This is a genomic window from Candidatus Pelagibacter sp. HTCC7211, from assembly GCF_000155895.1.
GTDB lineage: Bacteria > Pseudomonadota > Alphaproteobacteria > Pelagibacterales > Pelagibacteraceae > Pelagibacter.
Window position 1 is genome coordinate 143,916 of the sequence record NZ_DS995298.1, and the last position, 24,643, is coordinate 168,558.

At 28.3% G+C, this 24,643-nt stretch carries 21 protein-coding genes and 2 tRNA genes; 12 read left to right on the top strand and 11 right to left on the bottom strand.

Annotated features, from left to right (window positions below):
* Nucleotides 1-8: 8 nt before the first annotated feature.
* Entirely contained in the window at nt 9-1,274 is a 1,266-nt protein-coding gene (locus PB7211_RS00745; protein WP_008545617.1) for a 2-oxo acid dehydrogenase subunit E2, read from the bottom strand.
* Complete coding sequence (aceE, locus tag PB7211_RS00750; RefSeq protein WP_008544334.1) at nt 1,274-4,312, bottom strand: pyruvate dehydrogenase (acetyl-transferring), homodimeric type; 3,039 nt, start codon at nt 4,310-4,312, stop codon at nt 1,274-1,276. Before aceE ends, PB7211_RS00745 begins: the two co-directional genes overlap by 1 nt.
* A 161-nt stretch (nt 4,313-4,473) precedes the next feature.
* On the opposite strand from aceE, the gene PB7211_RS00755 reads away from it, so the two are divergent.
* Together PB7211_RS00755 and PB7211_RS00760 are read left to right on the top strand one after the other, a co-directional pair.
* Nucleotides 4,474-4,550 (top strand) — tRNA-Arg (locus PB7211_RS00755).
* A gap of 119 nt (nt 4,551-4,669) precedes the next feature.
* Entirely contained in the window at nt 4,670-5,071 is a 402-nt protein-coding gene (locus tag PB7211_RS00760; protein ID WP_008544981.1) for a PaaI family thioesterase, read from the top strand.
* 20 nt (nt 5,072-5,091) lie between these two features.
* Here the strand turns inward: PB7211_RS00760 and PB7211_RS00765 are convergent, their stop codons facing one another.
* The 4 genes from PB7211_RS00765 to PB7211_RS00780 form a co-directional block, all read right to left on the bottom strand.
* Nucleotides 5,092-7,413 (bottom strand): TRAP transporter permease, encoded by a 2,322-nt coding sequence (locus tag PB7211_RS00765; protein WP_008545452.1) that lies wholly within the window; start codon nt 7,411-7,413, stop codon nt 5,092-5,094.
* Between the two features lie 73 nt (nt 7,414-7,486).
* Nucleotides 7,487-8,491, bottom strand: coding sequence for a TAXI family TRAP transporter solute-binding subunit (locus PB7211_RS00770; protein WP_008545786.1), 1,005 nt, complete (start codon nt 8,489-8,491; stop codon nt 7,487-7,489).
* Nucleotides 8,492-8,565: 74 nt separating this feature from the next.
* Nucleotides 8,566-9,792, bottom strand: a complete 1,227-nt coding sequence (locus tag PB7211_RS00775; protein WP_034398691.1) for a pyridoxal phosphate-dependent aminotransferase — start codon at nt 9,790-9,792, stop codon at nt 8,566-8,568.
* Nucleotides 9,793-11,751 (bottom strand): acetoacetate--CoA ligase, encoded by a 1,959-nt coding sequence (locus PB7211_RS00780; protein WP_008544244.1) that lies wholly within the window; start codon nt 11,749-11,751, stop codon nt 9,793-9,795.
* Between the two features lie 169 nt (nt 11,752-11,920).
* Between PB7211_RS00780 and PB7211_RS00785 the strand changes: the two genes are divergently transcribed.
* The 4 genes from PB7211_RS00785 to PB7211_RS00800 are packed head-to-tail and all read left to right on the top strand — an operon-like array spanning nt 11,921 to nt 16,006.
* Nucleotides 11,921-14,401 (top strand): helicase-related protein, encoded by a 2,481-nt coding sequence (locus PB7211_RS00785; protein ID WP_008545605.1) that lies wholly within the window; start codon nt 11,921-11,923, stop codon nt 14,399-14,401.
* Nucleotides 14,402-14,406: 5 nt separating this feature from the next.
* Nucleotides 14,407-14,820, top strand: coding sequence for a tellurite resistance TerB family protein (locus PB7211_RS00790; protein WP_008544352.1), 414 nt, complete (start codon nt 14,407-14,409; stop codon nt 14,818-14,820).
* Entirely contained in the window at nt 14,821-15,147 is a 327-nt protein-coding gene (gene fdxA, locus PB7211_RS00795; RefSeq protein ID WP_034398699.1) for a ferredoxin FdxA, read from the top strand.
* Complete coding sequence (locus tag PB7211_RS00800) at nt 15,089-16,006, top strand: CarD family transcriptional regulator (RefSeq protein ID WP_034398701.1); 918 nt, start codon at nt 15,089-15,091, stop codon at nt 16,004-16,006. The genes fdxA and PB7211_RS00800 overlap by 59 nt, the downstream gene beginning before the upstream one ends.
* 367 nt (nt 16,007-16,373) lie before the next feature.
* On the opposite strand, the gene PB7211_RS00805 is transcribed toward PB7211_RS00800, so the two are convergent.
* A complete protein-coding gene (locus PB7211_RS00805) occupies nt 16,374-18,104 on the bottom strand; it encodes an AMP-dependent synthetase/ligase (RefSeq protein WP_008545157.1) in 1,731 nt (576 codons plus the stop codon).
* A gap of 6 nt (nt 18,105-18,110) precedes the next feature.
* Nucleotides 18,111-18,195 (bottom strand) — tRNA-Leu (locus PB7211_RS00810).
* A 61-nt stretch (nt 18,196-18,256) separates the two neighbouring features.
* Here PB7211_RS00810 and PB7211_RS00815 point away from each other — a divergent pair.
* From PB7211_RS00815 to PB7211_RS00825, 3 genes are read left to right on the top strand one after another with little or no spacing between them, the layout of a single operon-like run.
* On the top strand, nt 18,257-18,862 hold the full coding sequence (locus tag PB7211_RS00815) for a YqaA family protein (protein WP_008545657.1): 606 nt from the start codon (nt 18,257-18,259) through the stop codon (nt 18,860-18,862).
* Complete coding sequence (locus PB7211_RS00820) at nt 18,855-19,337, top strand: disulfide bond formation protein B (RefSeq protein WP_008544161.1); 483 nt, start codon at nt 18,855-18,857, stop codon at nt 19,335-19,337. Before PB7211_RS00815 ends, PB7211_RS00820 begins: the two co-directional genes overlap by 8 nt.
* Entirely contained in the window at nt 19,324-19,857 is a 534-nt protein-coding gene (locus PB7211_RS00825) for a demethoxyubiquinone hydroxylase family protein (protein ID WP_008545333.1), read from the top strand. Before PB7211_RS00820 ends, PB7211_RS00825 begins: the two co-directional genes overlap by 14 nt.
* Here the strand turns inward: PB7211_RS00825 and PB7211_RS00830 are convergent.
* Nucleotides 19,854-20,423, bottom strand: coding sequence for an HNH endonuclease (locus PB7211_RS00830; protein ID WP_008544332.1), 570 nt, complete (start codon nt 20,421-20,423; stop codon nt 19,854-19,856). The two genes, PB7211_RS00825 and PB7211_RS00830, sit on opposite strands and share 4 nt — an antisense overlap.
* Before the next feature lie 47 nt (nt 20,424-20,470).
* Nucleotides 20,471-21,121, bottom strand: coding sequence for an alpha/beta hydrolase (locus PB7211_RS00835; RefSeq protein ID WP_008544696.1), 651 nt, complete (start codon nt 21,119-21,121; stop codon nt 20,471-20,473).
* A gap of 49 nt (nt 21,122-21,170) precedes the next feature.
* On the opposite strand from PB7211_RS00835, the gene PB7211_RS00840 reads away from it, so the two are divergent.
* On the top strand, nt 21,171-21,374 hold the full coding sequence (locus PB7211_RS00840) for a twin transmembrane helix small protein (protein ID WP_008545818.1): 204 nt from the start codon (nt 21,171-21,173) through the stop codon (nt 21,372-21,374).
* On the opposite strand, the gene PB7211_RS00845 is transcribed toward PB7211_RS00840, so the two are convergent.
* Nucleotides 21,371-21,880, bottom strand: coding sequence for a TlpA family protein disulfide reductase (locus PB7211_RS00845; protein WP_008544224.1), 510 nt, complete (start codon nt 21,878-21,880; stop codon nt 21,371-21,373). The genes PB7211_RS00840 and PB7211_RS00845 overlap by 4 nt on opposite strands.
* A 24-nt stretch (nt 21,881-21,904) precedes the next feature.
* Between PB7211_RS00845 and argH the strand changes: the two genes are divergently transcribed.
* Complete coding sequence (gene argH / locus PB7211_RS00850; RefSeq protein ID WP_008545310.1) at nt 21,905-23,293, top strand: argininosuccinate lyase; 1,389 nt, start codon at nt 21,905-21,907, stop codon at nt 23,291-23,293.
* A 130-nt stretch (nt 23,294-23,423) separates the two neighbouring features.
* Entirely contained in the window at nt 23,424-24,638 is a 1,215-nt protein-coding gene (gene lysA, locus PB7211_RS00855) for a diaminopimelate decarboxylase (RefSeq protein WP_008546061.1), read from the top strand.
* The last annotated feature ends 5 nt before the right edge of the window (nt 24,639-24,643 follow it).

Here is a 24,643-nt window from a genome sequence, read left to right on the forward strand (position 1 = left end):
TGTAAAAATTAAATTGCTAATTTATAAGCAAAATTCCTACCTAAATTTTCTTTTAAATCGTTGTTAAATCTTGCTGCCTCCGCACCATCTATAATTCTATGATCATAAGATAGAGATAAGGGTAACATTGTTCTTATTTGAAATTTTCCATCTATCAATATTTGTTTTTTTTGAGACTTGCCTACTCCTAAAATTGCAACTTCTGGAAAATTAATAATTGGAGTGAAAAATGATCCTCCTATTCCACCCAAACTTGTGATCGTCATAGAGCCACCAAATAATTCTTTTTTATCAATTTTAAGATTTCTGCAAAGTTCACTAACTTCTTTTAATTCTTTACTAAGTAGTGAAATTTTCTTGTTATTTGCATTTCTGATTTTAGGAACCATTAAACCATTAGGTGTATCAACAGCAATCCCGATATGAAAATATTTTTTTAATGTCATTTTTCCAGTTTCAATTTCATCAATAGAAGAATTAAAACTTGGGAATTTTTTTAAGGAGGCTACTAGTGCTTTAATTATAAATGCCAAAGGAGTAATTTTAATTCTTTCTCCTGTGTACATGTCTTTTAGAGAACTTCTGAAATTATCCATTTCTGTTATATCTGCCTCATCATGGTTTGTTACATGTGGTATTGTTGTCCAAGAATTAGTTAAATAAACTGAAGATAATTTTTTTACTCTTGGAATTTCTTTAACTTCAATTTCTCCAAAATCAGAATGTTCAAATTCATTTTTAATTTTATTTGTCTTATCTTTTTTTATTTCAACAATATTTTTTGGTTTAGATGAAACAAATTTTTTAATATCTTCCTCAATAACTCTTCCATCTTTTTCACTTCCTAAAACTTGATTAATATCCACTCCAAGTTCTCTTGCAAATTTTCGAGCTTTCGGACTTGCATAAGATATTTCTTTGGATAAAGTTTTAATTTGATTATTCGTAGCTTGTTCTATTTCTGGCTTAATAACTTTAATTTTTTTAAACTCTTTTTCAATATTAGGTTTTTCCTCATCTATTTTATTTGTTTGTGGCTCTTTTTCTAAAATTAATATTAAATCACCTTCTGAAACTTTATCTCCTACTTTTAATTTTAATGATTTAATTTTACCCTCAAAATTAGAAGGGATTTCTACACTAGATTTATCACTTTCAATTGTTATCAGTGGATCATTTGTTTTTATTGTTTGCCCTTCAGAGACTAAAACTTCAATAACCTCAACATCTTTAAAATCTCCAATATTTGGTACTTTAATTTCAGTATCTGACATTATAATTTAGTAGGCATTGGTCTTTCACCATCAATATTATATTTTTTTATAGCCTCTTTCGCATATTTTGAAGTTATTAACTGCTCTTTAGCTAAGACACTTAAACTATAAGCAACCAAGTGTTCTTTATCCACTTCAAAAAATTTTCTAAGTTTTTTTCTCGTATCACTTCTGCCAAATCCATCTGTTCCTAAAGAATAAAAACTTTTATTGGTATACGGTCTTATTTGATCTGAATGCATCCTCATATAATCTGAAGCTGCCATGATAGGTCCCTCTGTTTTACCTAAACATTGCTCTACATATGATATTTTTTGATCTTTATCTGGATTTAATAAATTATATCTTTCAACTTCCATTCCATCTTTTCTTAGCTCATTAAAACTTGTAACACTCCAAATTTCACTATCTATTTGATAATCATTTTGTAGAATTTCAGCAGCTGATATCATTTCACGTAAAATTGTACCTGAACCTAAAAGTTGAATTTTTGTTTTTTTAAATTTATCAAATTCTCTAATCTTATACATGCCTTTAAGAATTCCTTCTTCACAGTTCTTTTCTTTTGGCATCTCAGGGTGAGAATAGTTTTCATTCATTGTCGTAATATAATAAAAGACATTTTCTTTTTTTTCATGCATTCGCCTCATACCTTCTCTGAAAATAACTGCTAATTCATAATGAAAGGTGGGATCATAAGTTACACAATTGGGTATCGTAGATGCTATTAAATGACTATGTCCATCTTGGTGTTGTAGACCTTCACCTGCTAGTGTTGTTCTACCTGCGGTAGCTCCAATCAAAAAACCCCTTGCTTGGCTATCACCTGCTGCCCATGCTAGATCTCCTACTCTTTGAAACCCAAACATTGAGTAAAAAATGTAGATTGGTATCATTTCTATATCGTGATTTGTGTATGCTGTAGCAGCTGCAATCCACGATGACATTGCACCAGCTTCGTTAATCCCTTCCTCTAATACCTGTCCACTTTTATCTTCACGGTAAGAGCTTAATTGAGCTGCATCTTCAGGTTCATATTTCTGACCTTCGTGTGCGTAAATACCTATTTTTTGAAAAAATCCCTCCATACCAAAAGTTCTTGCTTCATCAGGGATAATTGGAACAAGCCGTGGTGAAATATTTTTATCTCTTAATAAATTTGTCAACATTCTTACCAAAGCCATGGTGGTAGACATTTCTTTTTCACCAGTTGAAAGTTTCATAAAATCAAAAATATCTTTTGATGGCGTTTTAATTGGCTTAGCGTAAGTTGTTCTTTCTGGCAAAAAACCACCTAAGTTTAATCTTCGCTCTTTTAAATACTTAATCTCAGGTGATTTATCATCAGGTTTAAAATATTCGATATTTCTCACTTGTTCATCTGTTAAAGGTACATCAAATCGATCTCTGTAATACATCAAATCATCAATATCTAATTTTTTTGTTTGGTGAGTTGTATTAACACTTTCACCCGTCTTTCCCATTCCATAGCCTTTTATGGTTTTGGCTATAATGACTGTAGGACTTCCTTGGTTTTTAGAGGCTTTATCATATGCGGCAAAAACTTTATGTGGATCATGACCGCCTCTATTTAGTCTCCAAATATCTTTATCTGACAAACTAGAAACTAATTCACTTGTTTCAGAATACTTTCCAAAAAATTTCTCTCTAACGTATGCTCCATCTCTTGCTTTCATTGCTTGATATTCACCATCAACTGTTTCATCCATTATTTTTACTAAATGACCAGTTTTATCATTAGCTATTAATGCGTCCCAATAAGAGCCCCAAATTACTTTTATTACATTCCATCCAGCTCCTCGAAAACTACCTTCCAATTCTTGAATAATTTTTCCATTTCCTCTTACGGGACCATCTAACCTTTGAAGATTGCAGTTAATAACAAAGATTAAGTTATCTAGATTTTCTCTTGCAGCTAAACCGATAGCACCCATGGACTCGGGCTCGTCCATTTCGCCATCACCTAAAAATGCCCAAACTTTTCGACCTTCATCTTTTATAAGTCCTCTGTTAATTAGATATTTCATGTATCTTGCCTGATATATTGCAAGCATAGGTCCTAACCCCATTGAAACAGTTGGAAACTGCCAAAATTTTGGCATTAACCAAGGGTGAGGATATGAGGAAAGCCCATCTGTATTAACCTCTTGCCTAAAACTATCTAATTGTTTTTCACTCAATCTTCCTTCTAAGAAAGCTCTTGCGTACATGCCAGGTGCACTATGTCCTTGAAAATAAACTAAATCTCCACCAAATTTATTATTTTTTGCTCTCCAAAAATGATTCATTCCTACATCATATAATGTTGCTGCTGATGCAAATGTACCTATATGTCCACCAAGTTCAGGAAATTTTTTGTTTGCCCTGACTACCATTGCAGCTGCATTCCATCTAATTAAAGATCTAATTTTTCTTTCAATATTTTGATCTCCATTTGATTTTACCTCAGCCTCTGGGGGGATTGTGTTGATATAAGGAGTATTTTGAGTATATGGAATATTAGCACCTTCTCTATATGCTTTATTTATTAGCTCTTTAATTAAAAAGTGCGCTCTCTGATTACCATCTTTAGAAATTACAGCAGATAAAGACTCTAACCAATCTTGTGTTTCTAAAGGATCAATGTCACCACTTTTAGTTACTTGAATAATTGACTGCTCTTTTTTTCTAACTGGTTCTTGAGAAATTATAGTTTCTTCTTTTTGTTGTGCCATTGCGGCTTCTGCTTGTTTGATAATACTCTCTGTATCTTTTGGAATTGACTTATCGTCTAAAATTTTACCAGAGGAAGAAACGTTTAAAAGCAAATCATCTTTGGAAACTTTATCACCTACCTTTACTACTATATTCTCTATTTTTCCTGAAACAGTAGAGGGGATTTCAACGCTAGATTTATCACTCTCAATGGTAACTACTGGATCATTTACTTTTATCTGATCACCTTCCTTAACAAGTACTTCGATAACTTCAACGTCCTCAAATTCTCCAATATCAGGGACAACTAATTTTTCTGTCATTTTTAAAACGGTTTATATACCTAAAAAAAAGTATATTTAATGTTATTTTAGCACATTAATTAGGATTTTTATGCAAAGCTGTATTTTTATTTCACAAAAATTGTTAATAAAATTAAAAAATACAGTAACTTTATAATATTTTTATAAAATAAATTAATTAAGGACCGCTGGCCAAATTGGATAAGGCGCTCGGCTACGAACCGGGAGATTCCAGATTCGAGTTCTGGGCGGTCCACCAAAAAGGAAATTGAATGTTAAATTGGCTATTAAAAACATCATTACAAAAATCAGTAATATATTTTTTTATAATTATTTTTATAATTTTATTATTTTTAACTTTTGTATTATAAAAAAAATATGAGTGATAAATTTGAACAAATAAGTATTAAGCCTGGATTTATGAAACATAACGGAGGTGTTTTATTTAGAACAATTTCTGAGACAGAATATGAATTTAAATCTACAATCAATGAAAATCATTTAAATGCTGCAGGGATAACTCATGGTGGTTATTTATCAGCTTTAATTGATGCAGGGGCAGGAACCTCAGCTCATAGAGCAGCTAATGGATCGCCATGTGTAACTATTTCTTTAGATTTAAAATTTATTGGTGCCTCAAAAGTTGGTGATGAGATAACTGGATTTACAAAAATATTAAAAAAGACAAACACTCTAATATTTTTGTTTTGTGAATTAAAGTGTAATGACAAAATTATAACTTCTGGATCTGGAGTTTGGAAGATATTAAAAATAAAATAAGCGAATTAGCGAAGGCCAAATTATTGTTTTCTTTTTGAATTTAAATAACCAAAAATAAATAATAATAAAATTGCTATTGGATATATTTTAGTTTTGTTTGGTCTATTAGAATTTTCTATTTTAAATTCACTAATTAAATCACCCATCTCAAAACCACTTTTCTTAGCTTCTCCATTCCATTTTAAATTATCAACAACAATTTTATCTTTCTCTCTAACAAGGCTAATTCCATATTGTTCAATATTATATTCTGTTTCAAAAGTATTTTTATTAATAACAAAAAGTTTATATCTTTCTCCGTATGGACTTGGTCTTGTAATTTTGAATCTAACTTCTTTTGTAGGATCTAATTTTACTGAATTAATTTTATAAATATCTTGATAATTATATTTTGGATAAAATTTATTTAATACAAATTCAGGTGACAACAAGGAAATAGAAATAATTAAAAAAATAACAATCTCATACCATCTTAATTTATTAATAAACCAACCTTGTGTAGCAGAAGTAAAAACTAATATTCCTATTAGAGAGGTTGCAATTACAACTAGTCCATGCCAAATATTCTCTATTCCTATTAATAATAGTTCGTGATTAAATAAAAATACAATTGGAAGAATTCCTGTTCTTAAACTGTACCAAAATGCTTGTAGGCCAGTTTTTAAAGGATCACCTCCCGATATAGCTGCAGCAGCGTATGAAGCTAAACCTACAGGTGGAGTAACATCAGCCATTAAACCAAAATAAAATACAAACAAATGAACTGCTATAAGTGGAAAAATAAAACCAGATGCATTTCCTACATCTACCAGAACAGTTGCCATTAATGAGGCTACGACTACATAATTTGCTGTAGTAGGCAATCCCATTCCTAAAAGTAGGCATAAAATAATTGTTAAAAATAATAAAATAGTAACATTATCTTTTGCAATAGACTCTATAACAATAATAAGATTTGTGCTTAAACCTGTGGACCCAACTGCTCCAACAATAATACCTGCTGTTGCGATTGCTATTCCAACACCAACCATATTTAACGCACCTTTTTCAAAGCCCACTATTGTTTGATTAAACCACTCTTTAAGAGCTTCCTTAAAATTTGAGTTTTTAAATAATAAATAAATTAAATTTACAAATATAAGCGATACAGTTGCATAAAATATTGAATAAGAAGCTGTAAATCTTAGGTAGACCAACATATAAATTAAAACAAAGATTGGTATTAAAAAATGAATTCCTGATAAAAATGTTTTTTTTAAATTTGGTACATCTGCATCATCCATCCCTTTTAAATTTAATTTTAGAGCCTCAAGATGTGAAATATAAAATAATGCAATGTAAGAAATTATTGCTGGTAAAAATGCATGTTTAACAACTTCAAAATATGTAACACCAATAAAACTTGCCATAACAAACGCTGCAGCACCCATAACTGGTGGCATAATTTGACCATTTACTGAAGATGAAACTTCTATTGCACCAGCTTTTTCCTCAGAAAAACCAGTTTTTTTCATAATAGGAATTGTAAATGTTCCAGTTGTTACTGTGTTTGCAATGGAAGATCCTGAGATTAATCCTGTCATTCCAGAGCCTAAAATTGCGGCTTTTGCGGGTCCACCTCTCATTTTTCCAACCATAGCAAATGCCAAGTCTAAAAAATATTTACCTCCTCCAGCGGTTTCTAATAATGCACCGAATAGGACAAACAAAAATATAAAATCAACCGAAACACCAATAGGAATTCCAAATATAGCCTCTTGATCAAGCCATTGAAATCCAACAAGTCTATTTAATGAAAGACCTCCATGAGAAATTATTTCTGGTGCATATCTTCCAAAGTAAGAGAATAATAAAAAACAAATTGCAATAATAACTAATGGCAAACCAATTGCGCGTCTTGTTGCCTCCAATAAAATCAATATACCACAACTACCAATGATTAATTCAACGGGTAAATTATAATTTTCATTAATTGAAATATTTAAAAGAACTCCTCCACGATCAACAAGTTGATCATAGAAAAAATATATATAAAGACATGAAAAAGCTCCAACGAAGCTTATTATTACATCAATTATGGAAATTTTTTTTCCTTTAGATATTGGATAAATTAAAAAAGCTAAAGTTAGAGCAAAACCTAAATGTATAGCTCTAGCTGGAAGTCCTTTAAACATTCCAATATTAAACATAAAAGGAAATGGTGAAGCATACCAAAGCTGAAATAAAGACCAAATAATTGCTATTAAAGCTACAATTTTAAGATGAAGTCCTGTTAAATTTCTTGTTGGAGATAGGTCTTCATTTATCTTACTTTTTACTTTTTCATTAATGCTTTGACTCATTATAAAAAGATACCTTATTATAAAAAAAAGGCCCGATAAAAATCAGGCCTTTTAATTTAATTAAGTAATTGGATTACATTAATCCAGCTTCTTTGTAATATCTAACTGCACCTTCGTGAAGTGGAGCTGATAAACCATCTGCAATCATATCTTCTTTTTTAAGTGAAGAGAAAGCAGGATGTTGTTTTCTGAAATCATCAAAGTTTTCGAATACTGCTTTAACAACTAAATAAACAAGATCAGACTCAACCATATTACTAGTTACTACAGTAGCTTTAACACCAAAAGTAGTAGCATCTTTTTTTTGTCCTGTATAAGTTCCAGCAGGTATTACTGCTTTAGCATAATAATCTGCACCATCAATTAAACCCTGAACTTCTGATCCAGTTAAGTTAATTGGAGAAGCTTTTGCTGCACAAGTTGCTGCTTGTTCCATAGCTCCATTTGGAAATCCTACAGAATAACCAAAAGCATCTATCTTACCATCGCACAATGCTTTAACTTGCTCAGATGAAGTTAATTCAGTTGTTGATTTAAAGAAACTATTATCAACACCTTTTGCTTTCATAAGCTCTTCCATAGTTCCTCTTTGTCCTGAACCAGGGTTACCAATATTTACAACTTTTCCTTTTAAGCCAGCAAAATCTTTGATTTTAGCTTTTTTTCTTGCCCAAATTTGAAATGGTTCATTGTGAACAGAAAATACAGCTCGTAAGCCTTTATATTGTTTACCTTCCCATTTACTTGATCCATTTACTGCATGATATTGCCAGTCAGATTGAGCAACACCAAATTGAAACTCACCGGCAGCGATTTGACCAATATTATAATTTGATCCACCTGTTGAGGGTGCTGTACATCTGTAAGCTTTATCAATACCCTTTTTTCTTCCATGTTCTTTAGCAATTGCAGATTTATGTAACATTTTACAGATTGCGTTACCTGTTTGGAAATAAACTCCAGTAGGTCCGCCTGTTCCTATCGTAAAAAACTCTGCTGATTTTGCAACACCAGTTAATGATAAAGATGCGGCTAATATCAGTAAAGCACTAGATAGAGATGTAATTATTTTTTTCATTTTTTCTCCCCATGTATCGTTATTTTTTATATTGTAATTCTAACAGCAATTAATTGGGTATGTATAGTCAGATTTTATATTGATTCTGACCACTTTTTCAACTTATCAACACCTTCGACTATCTTAGGAGCTAACTCATTAATCAAAGTATCATCAATTTTTGTGTTGTCTTCAATTTCTTCCATAAATTTTTTTCCATCAAAATCAGTAAAACTTAATCTTGCTAACATTCGATTTTGATCAAAGCCAAAATCAGATCCAGGTAATAAAGCAACACCTGTCTTATTTAAGATATCGTCACACATTTCAGTTGAAGAATTAAACTTTTTATTTAAAAACTCAGGCATTAAATAAAATCCACCTTGAGGTTTATTAATTAAAACTTTATTTGATTTTAAATTTTCATAAACGTAATTACCAACTGTTTTTAAAATATTTCTTGATTTATTAATGTAATCTGAGTGGTCGTTTTCGTAAGCTTTAATTGCTGCATATTGAATGGGAGCACTGACAGCAGAAAAAGTTTCACTTGCCAAAACATTAATCATATCTTTAAACTTATTTAAGGAGTTTGGTACTATAAAATAGCCCAATCGCCATCCACCAGCTCCACACCATTTACTTAAACCTGTACTAACAATTGTTTTTTCAGGACAATAATTTGAAATAGATTTATAATTTTTTTCAAAACTTAGTTCAGAATAAATTTCATCAGATAAAATAATTAGATTATATTTATTAGCAACTGCAGCTATTTCTTCTAAGTTTTCACAAATTTGGCCAGATGGATTATTTGGTGAATTAATAAATAATAAATAGTTTTTATTTTTTTCTTTTAGAATAAGTTCCTCAATTTCTTTTGCCGTTGGGAACCAGTTATTTTCTGCTTTTGTTTGTAAAATTTTTATTTTATTTCTTCCAAGCATTGCCTGAGGTGCATAAGAAACCCAGCTTGGAGCAGGTAAAATAATTTCTCCATCAAAAATTATATGTAGTAAAAACATTAATTCTTTAGATCCAGGTCCTATAATTACATTTTCAGATTTATAATTAAAATTTTTTTTACTGGAAGTATACTTTGCTACTGCATCTCTCAACTTGGATAAACCTTGCATGGGTAAATATTGATTTTGATGAGCATTATTTTTTAATTCCTCTACAACATCAAATGGAACTTTAAATGGAGATTGTCCAAAACCAAATTTAAATATTTTTTTTCCTTGCTCCTCTAATTTTCTAGAAGTCTCATTTATTGCTAATGTTGAAGATGGTTTAAGGCTTTTAACTAAATCTTTTAACATTTAATTACTAAGCTCTTTTAAATTCATAAAATATTTTAAAGAATCAGGATTTGCTAAAGCTTCTTTATTTTTTATTTTGTTTCGCTCAATTGTATTTTTAACTGCTAATTCTACAATTTTCCCACTTTTAGTTCTTGGAATATCATTAACTACAATTACTTTACTAGGAACATGTCTTGGAGAAGCATTTTTTCTGATTTGCATTTTTATTCTTTTTAATAAATCTTCAGTAAGATAAAATTTTGAATTCATAATTAAAAATAAAACAATTCTAACATCATTATCCCAAGATTGCCCCACAACAATTGACTCTTTTACTTCCTTAAATTTTTCAACCTCAGAATAAATTTCTGCAGTTCCAAGCCTGACACCACCAGGATTTAAAGTTGTATCTGATCGGCCATGAATGACGAAACCATTATTTGTTTTTATTTCTGCAAAATCACCATGATGCCAAACATTAGAGAAACGATTGAAATATGCATTTTTATACTTTTTATCATTTTTATCATTCCAAAACTTCAATGGCATTGAAGGGAAAGGATTTTTACAAATTAATTCTCCTTTTTTATTTTTTATAGATTTCCCTTTGTCATTAAAAATATCAACATCTAAAGCTAGTCCTTTATTTTGAATCTCTCCCACGTGCACTGGTTGATATAAATTTCCCAAAACAAAACATGAAACAATATCAGTTCCACCTGAAATTGACGCTAAATGAACATTCTTTTTTATATTTTGATATACATATTTAAACCCTTCATTTGATAAAGGTGATCCAGTTGAACAAATAGTTTTTAACTTTTCTAGATTATACTTATATTTTAGTTTTGGTTTTAATTTACGTAATGCATCTGCATATTTTGCGCTTATTCCTAAAAATGTAATATTTTCTTTCTCTGCAATTTTTAGCAATAAGTCATCTTTCTTAAACATTGGCGAACCATCAAATAATACTATTGAGGCTTTAGAAGCTAAAACACTTACTAACCAATTCCACATCATCCATCCACAAGTAGTAAAGTAAAAAACATTATCTCCTTCTTTAATATCACAATGTAATTGATGTTCTTTTTTATGTTGAATTAATACTCCTCCAGTCCTATGACAAATACATTTAGGTTTTCCTGTTGTACCACTTGAATAAAGTATGGCAAGTTCATGATTAAAATCATATTTAGTGAAATTTATATTCCTAGAACTAATTTTCATTAATTCATTCCATCTAAAAATATTTTTTCTAAATGGTAATTTATAATTTATAAATTTTTTTCCAGGATAACTAACAACTACAATATTTTTAATTGAAGGTATTTTTTTTAATATTTCTGAAAGTCTCACTAAAACATTAATATTTTTTCCATTATAAAAATATTGATCAGTAATAAATAATAACTTTGGATTTATTTGAGAAAATCTTTCGATTACTCCCTTTACTCCAAAATCTGGTGAACAAGAAGACCATATTGCTCCTATTGAAGATGTGGCCAAAAAAGCTTCTACTGTTTCAATAGTATTTGGCATGTATGCAGCTATTCTATCTTTTTTTTTAATCTTTTTGTCTTTAAGGAACTGTATCAACTTACTTGTGTTTTCATTTAATTTAACCCAACTTCTCTCTTCTCTATAATTATTTTCACTTATAAAAGTTATAGCCTTTTCATTATTATTTTTAGTTAATAAATTCTCAGCAAAATTTAATTTACTATTTGGTAGAAATTTATTTTTATAAAATATTTTAGATTTTTTAATCTTTTTATTCCCTTTTATGCCTTTGATTTTGCTAAAACTCCAGAAAGCACTCCAAAATTCTGGGGAATTTTTAATGCTCCAATTAAGTATCTTTTGATAATCACCATTAAAATTTTTATTAAATTTTTCAGAAATATATTTTTCAAAATTATTGAGAATTGAATTTCTTTTTTGATTTAAGGATGCTTGCCAAATTTTTTTGGTCATATTTTTAAATTACCATTATAGAATTAATCTTATTTATGATAATCTAACTGAACTATATAAGTAAAATGAGAACTTTTTACCCTACGATTCGGTCATGTTTTAGTCTATTTTTGTTCTTTAACAGCAACAATATCTGGTAGGTAAAGAAAAAGATATACCAAAGATAGAAATGACTAAACACAAAATCACAGCTATTCTTGGGCCGACTAATACAGGCAAAACCCATCTAGCTATAGAGACTATGCTGTCTTTTGATACTGGTATGATTGGATTTCCATTAAGATTATTAGCTAGAGAAGTTTATGACAAAGTAATTAAAAAAATTAGTATTGATAAAGTAGCTTTGATCACTGGCGAAGAAAAAATAATCCCTCAAAATGCAAAATATTTCTTATGTACTGTTGAGTCTATGCCCATAGATAAACATTTAGAATTTGTTGGAGTGGATGAAATACAAATGTGTGCTGATCATGAAAGAGGTCATATTTTTACAGATAGACTTTTAAATATGAGAGGAGAAAAACTCACAATGCTCATGGGTTCTAATACCATTAAAAATATAATTTCTAAACTTGATGCAGATGTAAAGTTTATAAACAGAAACCGTTTATCAAAACTAACATATACAGGTCATAAAAAAATTTCTAGAATAAATAGAAAAACAGCAATAATAGCTTTTTCTGCAGAAGAAGTTTATGCCATAGCAGAACTTATAAGAAGACAAAAGGGTGGTGCTGCAATAGTAATGGGATCATTAAGCCCTAAAACAAGAAATGCCCAAGTAGAATTGTATCAGTCAGGCGATGTTGATTTTTTAGTGGCAACTGATGCTATAGGAATGGGAATTAATATGGATTTAGACCATGTTTTTTTTTCAAATCTCAAAAAATTTGATGGCAAAAAATTGAGAAAATTAAATCTCTCTGAAATTGGTCAAATTGCAGGTAGGGCTGGTAGATATCTTAATGATGGTAATTTTGGAATCACTGGTGATTGTAAAGAAATTACATCCGAAGATGTTGAGCTGTTAGAAAATCATAAATTTGAAGAAATTAGAAATCTTTTTTGGAGAAATTCAAATCTTAACTTTAATAATCCATTGAGTTTAATTAAATCTCTTGAGGAAAAACCTCATACAGATTGGTTAAGAAAAATACACGAATGTGAAGACGAAAAAGCCTTAAAATATTTTTTAAGAGAAAAAAGTTTAATTAATTTAGAATTTAATAAGAAATCGTTAAGCCTATTATGGGAATGTTGCCAAATACCCGATTTTGTTAAGAAAACTTATGGAAATCACTATGAAGTTATTGGCAATGTATTTTCATTTCTAAACAGTGAAAAAGGACAAATTAGTGATGAATTTATGAGATTACAGCTTATAAAACTTGATAAATTAGAAGGAAATGTAGATTCTTTATCAAATAGAATTGCAAATGTTAGAACTTGGTCTTATGTTTCTAATAAAAATAACTGGATTGAAAATCAAGACTATTGGATAGAAAAAACAAAACACTTAGAAGATAGACTTTCAGATAGACTTCATGAAGAACTTACAAAAACTTTCATTGATAAAAGAGCCAGTGTTCTTGCAAGAGGTTTAAAACAAGATATGGAATTTAAGACAGAAATTTTTGAAAATAACGATGTGATAATTGATGATCAATTCATAGGAAAAATAATAGGTCTTAAACTAGAGTTAGATTTTAAAAAAGGAGCGTTAGAAACTGACATTAAATCATTAAAAAAAGCAGCTAGACAATCTATTGGGCCTGAGCTTGAAAAAAGAATTCAAATAATTATTGATACAGGGCTTATTGAGTTGAATGATGATTTTAAAATTTATTGGAATAATTTTCCTATAGCAAAACTATCTGTTGGAAATGACTACTTAAATCCTAATTTTGAACTTATTATTGATGACACAATAGAACAAAACCCAAAACAAAAATTAGTTGACTTTATTCACAAGTGGATACAGACAAAAATTAACTCAGTACTAAAAAGTCTTATTGATTTAAAAAATCTTAAAGAAAAAAACTCCTCAATTAAAGCATTAGCTTATCAACTTTATGAAAATAACGGAGTGCTAAAACGAGAACAAGTTTCAGAATATTTAAAATCATTAGGTCAAAATGAAAGAAAAATTTTAAGGGATCTTGGTGTAAAATTTGGAAGATATCATGTTTTTTTATATCAATTAATTAAGCCTGAGGCAGTATCTCTCAGAACTTTATTGTGGAAAAATTTTCATCAAAAATATTATAAATTAAAACCTCCTACTTTTGGTCTTAATTTTTTAGATGATCAAGAGTCTAGAAATAGAAATTTTATGCTACTTTGTGGTTTTGAAAAATTTGATAATTTATTTGTTAGAATTGATATTTTGGAAAGACTTTTCATGCAAATAATTAATTCTAACTCAAAAGAAAATAAAGAGATAAAAATGGTACCTGAAATGTTAAATCTTCTGGGTTGTAGTAAAGACAATTTTAAAAAACTTTTAAAGAAAATGGGTTATAAAATTTTTGATAAAGAAGAAGAAACATTTTTCAAATACAGCCCTTTAAAACAGTTTAAAAAAAATCCAGTTAAAGAAGTTTCTAGTGAAAATCCTTTCAAAGTATTAAAAAATTTAAATCTTGGATAATTTTTATGTTTTTTAAAAAAAATGAAAATAAAACAGAAAGTAATTTTTTAGTAAAAATTTGTGCATTATTAATCCATACAGCTAAGATTGATGAAAATTATACAAATAGTGAGGAAGAAATAATAAAAAAAACTTTACTAGAACTAGGCTCTGATGAAAATGAATTGGATAAAATAATTAAAGAAGCAAAATTTATCGAAGAAAATTCAAATCAAATTTTAGAATTTACAAGAGAATTCAAAAACCTAGCTGAGGAAGATAAAATTAAAATAATAGAAGCATTATGGTCTATAATCTACTCAAATGAAGATGCTGATATATATGAGACAAATTTAATGCGACGCCTTGCTGGCCTCTTATATATTGACAGTAAAACTATGGGAGATATTAAGAATAGAATTCAAAATCGAAAATCTTAAATGACTTATATAGTAAATGACAAATGTATTAAATGTAAATTAACTGATTGTGTTGATGTATGCCCGGTAGATTGTTTCTATGAAGGTAAAAATATGCTTGTAATTAAACCGGATGAGTGTATAGATTGTGGCGTTTGCGAGCCGGAGTGTCCTGTTGATGCCATAACTGCAGATACAGAACCTGGAAGTGAAAAATGGTTGGAAATCAATACAAAATATTCTGAGATCTGGCCGAATATAAGTGAAAAAAAAGATCCACCAACGGATCATGAAAAATTTAAGGATGAGCAAAATAAGTACGAAAAATATTTTAAAGAAAATCTTTAAAAGTAAGACTGAAAAAAAAGTGAAAAAAAAAGTAGCCAAAAAAGTAATCAAAAAAGTCGTAAAACCAAAAAAAGTTAAAAAAGTTAAAAAAGTTGCAAAGAAAGTTGCGCCAAAAAAAATTTTAAAAAAAACTTCCTCTAAGACAACTAAGGTCAAAAAAATATCAAAAAAAAGTGAAATAAAGGAGGAAACAAAAGTAGATAATTTAAGAATTTCTAAAAGTAATGAGGTTAAGCCTGAAATAAAAAAAGTAAAAAAACAAGAAACTGAAAAAAGAGAATACAAAATTAAAGATCACGTTGTTTATCCTAAACATGGCGTTGGTCAAATTTCAGAATTTAAAAAAATTAACATAGGTGGAATAGATGTTGAGACCTATGTAATAAAATTTGAAAAGGATAAAGCAAATGGTATGGTTCCAGTTAATAAACAATCACATTTGAGACCTTTAGCTACCATCAATCAAGTAAATAAATGTATCTCTATTCTTAAGAGTAAACCAAAAATAAAAAGGTCAATGTGGAGTAGAAGAGCACAAGAATACGAAGCTAAAATCTCTTCGGGTAAAATTTATGAATTGGCAGAAGTTGTGAGAGATTTAAATAAAGGTGATGATCTTATGGTCGATCAATCTTATAGTGAAAGACAACTATTTGAAAAAGCTTATGAAAGAATATTATCTGAATTTCAGATAGTACTAAATATGTCACTAGAAGACACTCAAAAGAAGCTTGATAAAGCTTTGAAGAGAAATTTAGGTGGGCAAACTCAACCTGTTGCTTCTCCACCCAAAGCTTCTACTACAGAATTACCTGAGGAAGAACCTATCTCAGATACTGATGAAGATTTAGACGAATAAAAAAAACGCCTCTCATACAGATTGTAATGAGAAGCGTTTTTAGTAAAGATTAGTAAATTACTATCTTTTTCTTCTTTTAGCTTTTTTAGCCTTTTTTGCTTTTTTCTTAGTTTTCTTTGCTGCTTTTTTCTTAGTTTTTTTTGCAGCTTTTTTTCTTTTCTTAGGCATCTTTAGCTCCCTGTTTAAGTTTAACGAATCAAATTGATTCGCTGTTACTATATTTTTATTTTTTTATACAAGTTATGTCAATTCTTTAATTAAAACATAAATTTTAAAAAAATTTTTTTTTATTTTTATTTTTTTAAAAATTTTTTTTAATTAATTTTGTTAATGTTTATGCGGTTAATAATCAGATTTTAAATGTAATTTAATAAAGTTTTTCTAATTGATTTTTATATTTTTCAGTAACTTTTTTTCTTTTTACTTTCATTGTTGGTGTCATTAAACCATTTTCTATTGAGAAATTTTCATCTATTAATTGAATTTTTTTTATTTTTTCTAATAAAGTTAATTTTTTATTTATTTTTTCAATTACATTATTAATTTTATCTTTTTCTCTTAAAAAATCTTTACTAGGCACTATTAATGCAACTAAATAATTTTTTTTATCGCCATAAACCATACATTGATCTATTTCTGGTTCATTTGTAATCATATTTTCAATTTTGGCTGGTGAAATGTTGTCTCCTCCTGCACTTACAATAATATCTTTTTTTCTATCTGTTATTTTTAAATACCCATCTTCAGGATCTATTTCTCCTATATCACCTGTATGAAGCCATCCATCAATTATAACTTCATCTGTCTCTTCTTTTTTATTCCAATACCCCAACATTACATTTTCCCCTTTAACTAAGATTTCCCCATCATCAGCAATTTTTACTTGGTTTCCTTGAAAAGGTGGTCCGACAGTTTCGACTTTTATCTTATCTATGGGGTTACAACTTACTACTGGTGATGTTTCTGTTAGACCATAACCTTGTAGTGTAGGCAGTCCTATGGAATTCAAAAATTCTCCTATTTCTTTATCTAGAGCACCTCCGCCTGAAACAAAAGCTTTTAGGTTTCCACCAAACTGTTTTTTTATTTTTTTTCTAACTAAAGCTTCAGTTATAATATTTACAAATTTTTCTAAAATAGTCATTTTTTGGTTTAATAATTTTTTCTTACCCAATCGAATAGTTGCATCAATTAATTTAGCTTTAAAACCTGATTGTTTTTTTAAATTAATATTTATTTTGTTGTAAAGATTTTGATAGAATCTTGGAACTGCTGTCATTATTGTGGGTTTTGCCACAGATATATTTTCTAGAAGTTTTTCTATTTTTTCTGCATAAAATACTTTTGCTCCTACAGCGATCTGGACAAATTGGACACTATGCTCGTAAGAATGAGAGAGTGGAAGCCAAGTTAAAAATACTGGCCTTGAATCTATAAGTGGTTTTAAAATCTCAGATGCTCCCACAAGATTATTCAAAATTCCACCATGACTTAAGATTACACCTTTTGGGTTACCCCCAGTTCCTGATGTATAAATTATACAGGCTGGTGAAGTTCTTTGTAATTTATTATTCTGTATTTTATCTTCATCTAATAAATTATTTTTTATTATAGAATTAAAATTTAAATATTTTTCTTTATCTATTATGTTTAAGTCATTAGTTACTTTATTAACTTCATCTAATGTTATTATTTTCTTTATAAATTTTTTTTCATTAATTGTATTATTCAATTTTTTAAGCATTTCATTGTTTGAAACAATTACTAAGCTAGGTTCACAATCTTCAATTAAATATTTATAATCATCTTCTGTGTATGTTGTGTACGCAGGTACCGTAATTCCTCCTGACAACATAATTGCCATATCAGAAATAAACCATTCTGGTCTATTTTCAGAGACTAAAAGGCATCTATCATCTTCTTTTATATTTTCTCTAATTATTTTTGATAATTTTAAAATATTATTTTGTGTTTCTTCCCATGTATATGTTTTTTTATTTAATGGATTTAGCCATTCTAAAAAAATATCTTTTTTATTTTGTTTGTCTACTTGAAGAGAAAATAGTTCAATTAAGTTATTTAAGTTATCTAAATTCATTATTTCTGGTGGGCGAAGAGAGAATCGAACTCTCACTTCTTACGAAACACGATTTTGAGTCGTGCGCGTCTACCAGTTCCGCCATTCGCCCTTAATATTTATTAAATTATATTTAAATAGTATAAGAACTAAATTTATATTAAAACCAAAAAATGTTTCAAAGACTTTATAAAAAATGTTTGAATTTAGCTGGACATAAAAATTCAAACTTTTATTTAGGTCTTGTATCTTTTATTGAAAGTTCATTTTTTCCTATACCTCCAGATGTAATGATTATTCCAATGGTAATTGCTAAAAAAAAAGCATTTATAAAAATATTTTTAATAGCTTCCATATTTTCAGTTTTAGGAGGTATTTTAGGATATCTAATTGGTTACCTATTTTTTGATTTGGCAATGTATGTTATCGAGTTTTATAATTATGAAGATAAAGTTGAAAATTTAAAATCAAGCATGTCTAAAGGAAGTGGTTTCCTTGCATGGTTGAGTATACTTTTTTTAGCAGGCTTTACACCTTTGCCATATAAAGCTTTTACAATCTCGAGTGGCTTAATTGCATTTAATTTACCTATTTTTATAATTGTCAGTCTAGTTTCAAGGTCACTTAGATTTTTTATTGTTGCATTTCTATCCTATAAATTTGGCGAATTATTTACTGAATATATGAATAAACATGGATCAAAATGGTTTACTGTTATTGGAATTTTAATAGTTATAATCTTTGTATTTATATATTTATTTTTAAAACCTAATGGCTAAAAACAGTAAAAATTTATTAATAAAACTTATCTTTTTAATCAGTATTGTTGCTTTAGCATCTGCGTTCTTTATTGAATATAAATTGGGTCATCAGCCTTGTAATCTTTGTATTTTAGAAAGAATACCATATCTGATAGCAATTATATTAATTTTATTAAATTATAAATTTAATCATTTTGAAAAATATTTTTTAATACTGCTTACAATTGTATTTTTTATTGCAACTATTCTATCTTTATATCATTTAGGTATTGAGCAAGGTTTTATTCAAGAATCAATGGTTTGTGATCTTAAAAGTGGGTCAAATTTGTTATCAAAAGAAGACATTTTAAAGCAATTACAAGAAAAAAGCGTTTCTTGCAAAGATGTAACATTTAAAATCTTTGGATTATCACTTACAACTTATAATATTTTAATATCTTTATTAATTACAATATACACAGCAAAAATTTATTTAGATTATGACAAAAATTAATAATAAAAGAGTTGAAGAATTCATTAGAGTTGATCATGCAGGGGAAAGAGGTGCAATCAAAATTTATGAAGGTCAATTACTTGCTTTAAATACATTTATTAAAGACGATAGTTTAAAAAAAACTATTGAAGAAATGAAAGAACACGAAAAAGAACATTGTGAATTTTTTGAAAATGAAATAAAGAAAAGAAATATTCAACCAACAAAATTTTTACCTCTATGGGATTTATTGGGAGTGGGGTTAGGATTTGGATCAACTTTATTGGGAAAAAAAGCTGCGATGCTTTGCACTGCCTCCGTGGAAGAAGTTATTGATAAACATTATCTCGACCAAATAAACCAACTTGGTAATTATGAAAAAAATCTTAAAAAAAAGATTATTAAATTTAGAGAAGATGAAATACATCACAAGGATATTGCTTATGACGAGGGTGCAACAAAAAAAGGTGCCTACTCAATATTAGATAAAATAATTAAAACTGGCTCTAAAATTGCAATAAATATCTCTGAAAAAATTTAAGATTCTAACTCGACATCCCAATATAAATAATCCATCCAACTTTTATGTAAAAAATTTGGAGGAAAGTTTTTGCCATTCTTATGTAAATCTTCAGTAGAGGGTCTGTATGGACTCTGGTTGAGTTTCATTCCTGAAAATTTTAATAATTTTCCACCCTTTTTAACATTACAAGATGAACAAGCGGTTACTACATTATCCCAATTTGTTTCACCTCCTTTTGATCTTGGTAATAAATGATCAAAAGTTAACTCTTCACTACTTCCACAATATTGACATGAAAATTTATCTCTTAAAAAAACATTAAATCTTGTAAAACTAGGTTTGGTCTGTGGAATGATATAATCTTTCAGTGCAATAACACTAGGTAATTGCATATTAAATGAAGGACTTCTTATTATTCTGTCATAGTTGCTGACAATTATAACTCTATCTAAAAAAACAGATTTAACAGTATCTTGCCATGACCATAAAGACAATGGGTAATAACTTAATGGCCTATAGTCAGCATTAAGAACTAAAGCTGGACATTTTTCTAATGAAACATTTTGTTCAATAAAATTATTCATTAAGTGCTTTTAACTTAGTTGAACTATTTTATCAATATCAATAGATATTAAGTTTTTTTTAAAATAAAATTAAGAGCTGTACTTGAGGCTTCTATAGGAATATGATGATCACAATTTTTTATTAAAAGTGTTTGAACTTCAACACTGTTTCTAATTAAAAAATCTTTTGTCTCCAATAAATGTGTTGAAGGTACAATTTGATCAGCGTCACCATGAATTAATAAAGTTTCAGTATGGTTTTTAATTCTTAACTTTAAATTATTTTGATCTATTATTTTTCCAGAAAAACCTACAATGCATAAAAATTTTTCTTCTGAAGTTAAACCAATATTAAGTGACATCATGCAGCCCTGGCTAAATCCTGATAAGCATATCTTGTCATTTGTTAAATTAAATTCTTTTTTAATTTCATCGATAAAAAGTTTAATTTTTTCCTCAGCTATCAATGATTGCTCAAGTATATAACTTGAATCTTCTTTGGTGAGATCAAACCATTGGTATCCCGATGGATTTATAGAACAAGTTTCATGCCCATTCGGACAAATAAAAACTGTGTTTGGCAAATGTCTCTTCCAGTTTAAGGTCAACATACTAATATCATTGCCGTCCCCTCCATATCCATGAAGTAAAATAATTGCGTTTTTAATTTCAGTTCCTTCTTCCGGCTTTATTATTATTGAATCTAGGCAAAATGTCATAGTTGATTAATTATGTTTTTTATTTTTTAAAACAATCTACAATATTTATATGTTTTCAGGAATATTTGTTAAAATACTATCTATAGTACTTTTAATAGCTGTAGGAATAGTTTTAATTTTAGGAATTGGAACTCTCTTTAAAGGAGGTGAAACCAGCAAAAAATATTCAAATAAATTGATGCAACTTAGAGTTCTTCTTCAATTTATAGCAATACTTGTTCTTGTAGGGTTTGCTTATTTTTTTAAAAACTAATTGTAGGCTTTTAGCCAACCTATAAAATTTTCATCATCAAAATCTATTGATCCAATTATTCTTGCAAATTCATTTCCATCTTTATCAATAAGGATTGATGTTGGAACTCCACGCAAACCAAATGTTTTTGCAAGTGTGGTTGGAGCATCAAAATATGGTTCAAGATTTTTAATATTTAAATCATCAAAAAAACTATCAATCTTATTAATACTTTCTTTGGATATATTGATTAAAAAAATTTTTAAATTACTCAAATCTTTATTAATTTGTAGCCTATCTAAAGATGGCATTTCTTCTTTGCATGGCTCACACCAGGTAGCCCAAAAATTTAATAAGATTAAATTCCCATTGAATTCATTTAAATTAATCCTTTTGTCCTTTTTGTCTAAAAAAATAACATTATCATAGAGTTTTGGTTCTTTATGAATGACAACATTTTTTATTTCAGATAAATCATTGGCAATGACATTAGTTGTCAAAAAAATAAATATTATTAAAAATCTCATGTTAAATAGATATAATTAAATACCATGGCAAAAAATAAAAACAACCAGGCAATATGGGGCACGCGTATCAAGAAGAGTGCATCAAGCTTATTTCAAAAAGTTGGTAATTCAATTGATATTGATAAGCGACTATATAAAGAAGATATTAAAGGGTCAATTGCCCATGTTGAGATGTTATTTAAACAAAAAATTATTTCTTTTAAAATCAAAAATAAAATTATCTATGGACTTACTAAAATAGAGAAAGAAATTTCTAAAAAAAAATTTGAGTTCAGTAAAAAATATGAAGATATTCATATGAATATAGAAAAAAGACTTTTTCAAATAATAGGAGAAGAAGCAGGTTACATTCACACAGCAAGATCAAGAAATGATCAGGTAATCACTGACTTTAAAATTTGGATAAGATCCTCAACCAAGGAGATAAATATTGCAATAGATAAAGTAATTAAAAGTACGTTAAAATTAGCAGAGAAAAATATAGATACTATTATGCCTGGCTTTACTCATCTTAAAAATGCACAGGCTATATCTTTTGCGCACTACCTTATGGCTTATGTCGAAATGTTTAACAGAGATAAAAAAAGGTTCACTAATAATTTAGAAAGTTTAGATGAAAATCCTTTAGGTGTTGCCGCACTAACAGGAACCTCTTTTAACATTGACAGAAATTATACAAGTAAAAAATTAGGATTTAAAAGACCAACAAATAATTCCATTGACACCGTATCAGATAGAGATTTTGTTTTAGATTTTTTATATAGTGTTTCTGTATGTTCAATGCATATTTCAAGAATAGCTGAAGAGCTTATTATTTGGAGTTCAGATGGTTTTAATCTAATTCACCTTTCAGATAAAGTTGTGACAGGTTCATCAATAATGCCTCAAAAGAAAAATCCAGATCTACTAGAATATTTAAGAGGAAAATCTGGAAGTAGTTATGGTAATTTATTTTCAATGCTTACTATTCTAAAAGGCCTTCCGCTATCTTACTTTAAGGATCTTCAAGATGATAAAGAGATTGTTTTTAAATCAAATGATACTTTGATTAACTGTCTTAAAATCTTTGATGAAATACTTAAAAATACCAGTGCTAATAAAAAAAAGATGCTTGAACTAGCGAGCTCTGGGTACATCACAGCAACTGACTTGGCAGATTATCTTGTAAGAAATCATTCAATGTCTTTTAGAAAAGCTTATCAAAAAACAGCAGCTATAGTTAATTTGGCTGAAAAAAAGAAAAAGAAACTTGATGAATTAAGTATAGAGGAATTAAAAAAGATTGAACCAAAGTTAACAAATGATGTTTTAAAAGTGTTTGATTTGAAGAATTCCGTTAATTCGAAAAAATCTTATGGAGGAACATCTTTTGATAATATTAAAAAAATGATAATAAAATATAAAAAACATTAATGATAAAAAAAATAAGCTTAATTATTTTGTGTTACTGCCTAATTGTTTCTTGTGGAAAAAAAGGGGATCCTGAATACAAAGAACCAGAAAAAAAGGCTGAATTTAAAACTATCCTTATTAATAAGGTTTAATGAAATACATTGATAACAAACTTATAATTGAGAAAATTAATGTCCAGTATATTGCAAAAAAATATGGCACACCAACCTATTGCTATTCTCATGCAAGATTGAAAAAAAATATTAATAATTTTCAAAAAAATTTTAGATCTTTTTCTCCGTTAATTTGTTTTGCGGTTAAATCTAACACTAATGTTAACCTTATAAGAGAAATAAAAAAATTTGGACTTGGGGCAGATGTGGTATCAAAGGGAGAGCTCATGATGGCTTTAAAAGCTGGTGTGAGCCCAAAAAAAATTGTTTTTTCAGGAGTTGGTAAAACATCTGAAGAAATAAATTTTGCAGTAGAAAAAAAAATATTATTAATTAATGCTGAATCTGAAAGTGAAATAAGAGAAATTGATAGAGTCGCTAAAATAAAAAAAAGAAAAGTAAAAATTGGTATCAGGTTAAATCCAAATACAGATGCAAAAACCTTAAGTCAAATTTCAACTGGAAAAAAAGATAATAAATTTGGGGTAAATGAAAAAACATTTTTTAAATTAGTTAACTTTTGTAAAAGTTCAAAAAATATCGACCTTAAATGTCTTAGTGTTCATATTGGAAGTCAAATTTTAGATTACAAGCCTTATGAAAAAATGCTTAAAGTAATCGATAGAATAATACATAAAATTAATCATAAGTTTGAATTCATTGATCTTGGTGGTGGTATGGGAATTTCATACAAATACGAAGATAAAAAACTTAATTATTCAAAATACAGTGAAATAATAAAAAAATTTTTAAAAAAACATAAATCAAAAATTATATTTGAACCAGGGAGATCAATAATAGGAGATACTGGAATTCTTATTTCTAAAATAATTTACATTAAAAAAAATGATTCAAAAAATTTTATAATTTTAGATGCAGCTATGAATGATTTAATGAGACCAGCATTATACGGAGCACATCATAAAATTCTACCATCTATAAAAAGTAAAAAAAAATCCAATAAAACTTACGAATTTGTTGGACCAATATGTGAAAGTACAGATAAATTTAATACTTTAAAAAATTTTCAAGAATTAGAAGAGAAAGATTTAATCGTAATATGCGATGTTGGGGCTTATGGAATGTCCCTTAGCTCTAATTACAATGTTAGATTAAAACCATCAGAAATATTAATTAAAGGATCAAAAATTAAAATTATAAGAAAAAAACAAAAGTACAAAGACTTGATGTAACTTTT

Coding starts and splice junctions, on each gene's coding strand:
- PB7211_RS00825 (WP_008545333.1), top strand. CDS start 19,324: ATGACAAAAATTAATAATAAAAGAGTTGAAGAATTCATTAGAGTTGAT.
- PB7211_RS00815 (WP_008545657.1), top strand. CDS start 18,257: ATGTTTCAAAGACTTTATAAAAAATGTTTGAATTTAGCTGGACATAAA.
- PB7211_RS00780 (WP_008544244.1), bottom strand. CDS start 11,751: ATGACCAAAAAAATTTGGCAAGCATCCTTAAATCAAAAAAGAAATTCA.
- PB7211_RS00845 (WP_008544224.1), bottom strand. CDS start 21,880: ATGAGATTTTTAATAATATTTATTTTTTTGACAACTAATGTCATTGCC.
- PB7211_RS00800 (WP_034398701.1), top strand. CDS start 15,089: ATGAAAAATTTAAGGATGAGCAAAATAAGTACGAAAAATATTTTAAAG.
- PB7211_RS00840 (WP_008545818.1), top strand. CDS start 21,171: ATGTTTTCAGGAATATTTGTTAAAATACTATCTATAGTACTTTTAATA.
- PB7211_RS00820 (WP_008544161.1), top strand. CDS start 18,855: ATGGCTAAAAACAGTAAAAATTTATTAATAAAACTTATCTTTTTAATC.
- argH (WP_008545310.1), top strand. CDS start 21,905: ATGGCAAAAAATAAAAACAACCAGGCAATATGGGGCACGCGTATCAAG.
- PB7211_RS00785 (WP_008545605.1), top strand. CDS start 11,921: ATGACTAAACACAAAATCACAGCTATTCTTGGGCCGACTAATACAGGC.
- PB7211_RS00765 (WP_008545452.1), bottom strand. CDS start 7,413: ATGAGTCAAAGCATTAATGAAAAAGTAAAAAGTAAGATAAATGAAGAC.
- PB7211_RS00805 (WP_008545157.1), bottom strand. CDS start 18,104: ATGAATTTAGATAACTTAAATAACTTAATTGAACTATTTTCTCTTCAA.
- PB7211_RS00760 (WP_008544981.1), top strand. CDS start 4,670: ATGAGTGATAAATTTGAACAAATAAGTATTAAGCCTGGATTTATGAAA.
- PB7211_RS00835 (WP_008544696.1), bottom strand. CDS start 21,121: ATGACATTTTGCCTAGATTCAATAATAATAAAGCCGGAAGAAGGAACT.
- lysA (WP_008546061.1), top strand. CDS start 23,424: ATGAAATACATTGATAACAAACTTATAATTGAGAAAATTAATGTCCAG.
- PB7211_RS00770 (WP_008545786.1), bottom strand. CDS start 8,491: ATGAAAAAAATAATTACATCTCTATCTAGTGCTTTACTGATATTAGCC.
- aceE (WP_008544334.1), bottom strand. CDS start 4,312: ATGACAGAAAAATTAGTTGTCCCTGATATTGGAGAATTTGAGGACGTT.
- PB7211_RS00790 (WP_008544352.1), top strand. CDS start 14,407: ATGTTTTTTAAAAAAAATGAAAATAAAACAGAAAGTAATTTTTTAGTA.
- PB7211_RS00775 (WP_034398691.1), bottom strand. CDS start 9,792: ATGTTAAAAGATTTAGTTAAAAGCCTTAAACCATCTTCAACATTAGCA.
- PB7211_RS00745 (WP_008545617.1), bottom strand. CDS start 1,274: ATGTCAGATACTGAAATTAAAGTACCAAATATTGGAGATTTTAAAGAT.
- fdxA (WP_034398699.1), top strand. CDS start 14,821: ATGACTTATATAGTAAATGACAAATGTATTAAATGTAAATTAACTGAT.
- PB7211_RS00830 (WP_008544332.1), bottom strand. CDS start 20,423: ATGAATAATTTTATTGAACAAAATGTTTCATTAGAAAAATGTCCAGCT.